The following is a 5,000-nucleotide window of genomic DNA, read 5'->3' as shown; positions in this document are numbered from 1 at the left end:
TTGGCATTTTGGAAATACATATCTATCTTTTTATTGCAGTTTGCGGAAACTCAAGACACAGGAGGAATATTCAAATTCAAAAGAGGCCTTGTCTGTCTGAAAAGAAAAAATTGTGCGGCCTTTTTTGCGGAAGCGGTAGAATGCCTGGCAGGCCGCGCTTTCATGGATTGTCCTCACCATATCCCCCTGGGACGGCGCCTTCAAAGGATGGGAAAGGGCCTTAGTGAGCTTTGCCTCCAGCTCCAGATTTCCCTGGACAATACAAACCTTTTTATTTTGAATCCTTTCTGCTCTGGCTCCAAGATAGGTAGCAAACCGATACTCCCGCTCCATCCATATCACAACCCCTATAATGCCGGTGAAATGTATGCCCATAATGGGAATATCCGCCACTGCCAGCATTAAAGACCCACCGGGAAAACAGCATTGGGTCCAGATATATTTTTTCGGAAATGACACCCCTCTGTCTCCCTCCCAATATCCCCGGGCATTTTTAAACAAGTATTTCTCTCCATTAATAGATACGGCGCCATTTACCAAGTGCCCCATGCTCCACACTCTGTGGCGGCATTCCATAAAGGGCACCAGCGCAAAGGGACCCATAATATCATATTTCAAAGGAAGAAGAGGACCAAACTTCAGCTTCCCTTCCACAGTCACCTGTGCTGTATGCACTGACAGCCGGATGCCCTTCCCACTAAATTGGTTTTTCCCGATAGAAATGTGTTTTCCCACACAGCGGAATTCATCTGCTTTATATGGAATCATCCAGGTTTCTTGATCTGTAATTATCTGAATAGAACAGGTGCGCTTTCGCCCTGTTCTATGATAAGCGGGTATCATTACCAATGTCTGTGTGTCGGACTGACACTTTAAATACCATCCAAAAAAGAAGCCGTACAATTCTTTTTCCTCCACGAAAAATAATTTTTAGTTTTCCGCTGATGGCATTTATTTATTCATTTTTCACGGAAAAATCCATCTCTTATATCTATTTTTTCAGATTGAATCTGCGAATTTGGGGTGCTTTTATTATAAGAAGGGTTATCAATAATATTATAGAATATTTTTATATAAGAGAACAGAATCAAAGAACGTGAAGCTATGCTATGGAAGAGGTGTGAATTCTAATTTTTTCTTCTCGAAGGGAAATGATTTTTAATCATAATGAATAAGAAACAGGAAGCCATGCCTCTATAGGGGATTTTAATCCGCGCTCCCACGGGGGGAGCGACCACGCACAGGCAAAATAATGATACTCCCGCGTTATTTCAACCCACGCCCCCGCGAGGGGAGCGACCTTTTGGCGTCAAGGCCGGTCGTCTCAGTATCAAAATTTCAATCCACGCTCCCACGAGGGGAGCGACGCCACCAGGGAGCAGGCAGAGCGTGTGGCATGGAATTTCAATCCACGCCCCCGCGAGGGGAGCGACCCTGAGTATGGTTTCTGGAGCCGACCAGACACAATTTCAATCCACGCCCCCGCGTGGGGAGCGACGCTCACCAGAACCAGACAAAGAAACAGAAACCTGAATTTCAATCCACGCCCCCGCGTGGGGAGCGACAGCAAAAATAACCAAATATTCTTTTAATACTTATACAACTTTACTAGTTTTTCTCTGTTTAACGACAGAAAATATCTGTCAAACAGCATTTCACCGCCTGATTTTTGCTCATTTGATGCAAATTGCCGGTGCGAATCCTCCTGGCATTTTATGTACGCTTCAGGTTCGCACGGAAGCTATAGAATTAGTGTCTGATCTACGGCAATGCCCCTGTCTACGCCCACATGCTCTACTTTCGTGTGAAATTTATTACCTAGATAATAAAACCGCAGGCTGTCAACCTTTTGATCAATGATATCCGTGAGCGTTGCTTTCAGGGCAATACACTGTGCATTATCTACAATACACTCAAATACAGAATTTTGCACTCTCCTTCCATAATTCACACACTGTTTCGCCACCTTCCGCAGCCTTTTTCGGCCTTCCGCAGTTTCCGTATTCACATCATAAGTAATCAATACCAGCATTTCCCACCTCACTACCTCACTTCCACAAAAATACAGGATATCCGTCCAAATCGCCTCTCAAATACCTGGCCAAGAGCATAGCCTGTACATAGGGAACCATTCCCCACTCCACTTTCTCTTTCAAGTAGGGATGTGTTATCACTTCTTTTTTCTTATTCTGCCATTCTGTCAGCACTTTTCTCCGAAGCTCATCATCCATCAACACGGCGCCGTTTTCTTTTTTAGAAAAATTTTTACCGCTGATCATCTTTCGATTAATCAGTGAAAGCACAAAGCGGTCCGCCAAAACTGCGCGAAGCTCTTCGATCATATCCAAAGACAGCGAAGCTCTTCCCGGACGGTCTGTATGGAGATATCCCACACAAGGGTCAAGCCCTGCCGTCTCTAATGCCGAAGTAATACTATTGGTCAGGAGTGTATACACAAAAGACAGCAAAGCATTTACAGGATCAGTCGGCGGCCTTTTATTTCTTCCCCGGAAAGCAAAATCCTTCTTCTGCTGCAAAATCAACTGGTCAAACACTCCGAAATAAATACTTGCCGCTTCTCCCTCATACCCTCTGAGCTGTTCTTTCGACTGACTATTTTGAATCAGCACCAGTGCATTTTTCAGAAAATCAGATGCCGCTTTTACCTGCTCTGCATCCAGCTGCATGCTGTGATCCCTGATTGCCCGTTCTAACACCCACCTGGCATTATATACTTTTCCCAAGATACAGTTCCTTGCAATTTCCAGGCTGATCTTTTCATCTCTGCTGCTGTCATACTGCTGTTGCCTTAAAACTACATTCCCTCGTATTTTTCCTGAAATTCTTGCCAAAAATTTTCCTTGTGGAGTGACATAACACAAAGAAATATTTCTGTCAGCACAAGCCCCCATCAAAGCCGGACTGGTTCCCCGGTATCCAAAGGAAACGATCCCCTCCAGATTGTGAAGGGGCAGCCTGCCGATCTCGGTTTTGTCCTCAAAGACAACCACATTTTCTCCATCCAGGGCCAGATAACTGTTCTCGGAAGTAATATATAAGGTATTTAACAATTTTTTCATACCATACCCTTCGTCCGCCGGGGCGGACGCCCTTTCTCACAATTTCCTTCACCCTTTATTCCTCTTCCTGCAGCATCTGGCTAATATACATCTTTACTGAAACAGATTTTCCCAATTTCGGCAGACAGATTTCCTTCAGGGAACAGGCATTGCAGGATTTGCTGTATTTTACCTTTGGCGTATAACGCCTTTCGTAATATTTGTGCATTTCCCGAAACATTTGCGCCACTTCCTCTCGCAGCTTGTCCGTAATTTCCACCATCTCACGCCGTCTGGTCTCCCCATAAAAAATGGCTCCCTCCGGCACCTTTGCCGAAAACATTTCCTCCAGACACAAAGCCTGGGCTGCAAGCTGCAGCTTGTCCTCATCTGTCACCTTGGGCTTGCCCTTCTTGTACTCAATGGGATATATGGAATAGAACCCTCTATGTCCGTGCAGCTTTATTCCATCCTCGCATTTATGAAACTCGACCACATCGCACTCCCCGCTGATACCTAAGCTTTTCGACGAAACGGGAAGTGACCGGGCTATGATAGTATCCCTTCTCTTTTCCGTCAAATAAGGGTCATGGACTTTTTTGTGCATCAGCTCTCCCACCACAGTATGTACATTTTCTGCCCATTGCTGCTCAATGTGAATCAACGCCCATTGCCTTCTGCAGAATTTAAAATGCTGGATTCCTAAAATCATCAGAAAATCGTCTTCCTCATATTGCATTATATCATCCTTTTTATTTCAACTGTGTCCGGAACCCTTTCCTCATGTATCAAAACCGTGTAATCCTGGTACTTTCTGGGGTATTCCACATTTTCCTTTTTGGATACCTCCACTGCCTCAAACAGCTTGTAGGCAGGACAGTCCCCCAGTTCTTTGCTGTGTTTAAAGACGATGAGCTCCCGGACCGCCATTTTCCCTCTTGCCGCAGAGTGGTCATGCTCAAACATATTTAAAATGGCCTCCCACAAAAGCTCCAGATCCTCCTCCGAAAACCCTGTGACCTTACGGGCAAGATTAGCGGAAATATATCCCTCTGCGCGGTATAATCCATAGGGTACGATGCTCTTTCTTCCCATTTCCGTCTGTTTATTTTCCGCATCCTTTTCCGTAGTAATGGCAACTCTTGTGATGGTTACCTCCTGACTCATAACAGGATCAATGCTTCTGGCAAATCCAAGCTGTACCGGCCCTCTTACCTGGCCGCAGTTTAGGGATGCCTTTACAAAGGTAGTCATCACCGCCCCAAAGGTTCGGATATCATAAAAATTCTCACACATATAATCTCTCAGCTTCACATCTGCATCCGGATCATCCTTTTTCAGCTTCTTTAACGCTTCTGCCACTTTTTTGTCATCTGTTTCCTCAATCCCCAACGCGCTGCAGGCTTCTTTGTCGCTTCTGTTTAAGGGCACATCCTCCTTAATATAGATTTTAAAGCCCTTCTCATCCTCCTTTACCGTCTCCACATAGTTTCGGATTTTCCGTTTTAGGCATACGTCCGTCACAAGCCCCAGGCCGCTTTCCGGATCGATTCTTGGCATATTTCCGGCATCCGGGTCCCCATTGGGATTTCCATTCTCCACATCAAATAAGATTACAAATTCATACCGGTTTTTAATCACTTCACTCATTTGTTTTTTCCTCTCTTTTTTCATATTTTTTCTGCATTTGGTGATAATATCCCAAAATAAATTTCCCCTGTTCCTCCAGCGAAAGACGATTTGGGAAAGCATCCAGATTTCCCATGATTTTCGTCAACAGCTGTTCGTAATATATCTTGGAGCCCATCTTGTCTCTTTCTAATTTTTTCATATGACTGTTTTTCAATTTGATCAAAATAGGAAAAACAGAAGCGGGCGCAGCGCTGGCTGAGTTAAAATAGCGCTCCCGGATCGTGGCATTGATTCCCGGGTTTGCGTCTG

6 protein-coding genes are annotated in these 5,000 nt (G+C 44.8%); all 6 read right to left on the bottom strand.

Annotated elements, in window-relative coordinates; all coding sequences use genetic code 11:
- Positions 1 to 30: 30 nt before the first annotated feature.
- A complete protein-coding gene (locus AC1WIP_RS11110; RefSeq protein WP_481141888.1) occupies positions 31 to 768 on the bottom strand; it encodes a tocopherol cyclase family protein in 738 nt (245 codons plus the stop codon).
- Positions 769 to 1,741: 973 nt separating this feature from the next.
- Positions 1,742 to 2,032 (bottom strand): CRISPR-associated endonuclease Cas2, encoded by a 291-nt coding sequence (cas2, locus tag AC1WIP_RS11105; protein WP_481141887.1) that lies wholly within the window; start codon positions 2,030 to 2,032, stop codon positions 1,742 to 1,744.
- Between the two features lie 16 nt (positions 2,033 to 2,048).
- Positions 2,049 to 3,080, bottom strand: coding sequence for a type I-C CRISPR-associated endonuclease Cas1c (gene cas1c, locus AC1WIP_RS11100; protein WP_481141886.1), 1,032 nt, complete (start codon positions 3,078 to 3,080; stop codon positions 2,049 to 2,051).
- Positions 3,081 to 3,135: 55 nt separating this feature from the next.
- The gene (cas4, locus tag AC1WIP_RS11095; RefSeq protein WP_481141885.1) at positions 3,136 to 3,798 is read right to left on the bottom strand and encodes a CRISPR-associated protein Cas4; all 663 of its coding nucleotides are present in this window, start codon (positions 3,796 to 3,798) and stop codon (positions 3,136 to 3,138) included.
- The gene (cas7c, locus tag AC1WIP_RS11090; RefSeq protein WP_481141884.1) at positions 3,798 to 4,709 is read right to left on the bottom strand and encodes a type I-C CRISPR-associated protein Cas7/Csd2; all 912 of its coding nucleotides are present in this window, start codon (positions 4,707 to 4,709) and stop codon (positions 3,798 to 3,800) included. Before cas7c ends, cas4 begins: the two co-directional genes overlap by 1 nt.
- A partial coding sequence (locus AC1WIP_RS11085) for a type I-C CRISPR-associated protein Cas8c/Csd1 (protein ID WP_481141883.1) occupies positions 4,702 to 5,000 on the bottom strand: 299 nt, incomplete at its 5' end. The genes AC1WIP_RS11085 and cas7c, both read right to left, overlap by 8 nt.

The sequence above is a fragment of the Acetatifactor sp. genome (assembly GCF_982438285.1).
Note: the sequence above shows the minus strand (reverse complement) of the source record. Positions and strands in the feature narration are given on the sequence as shown.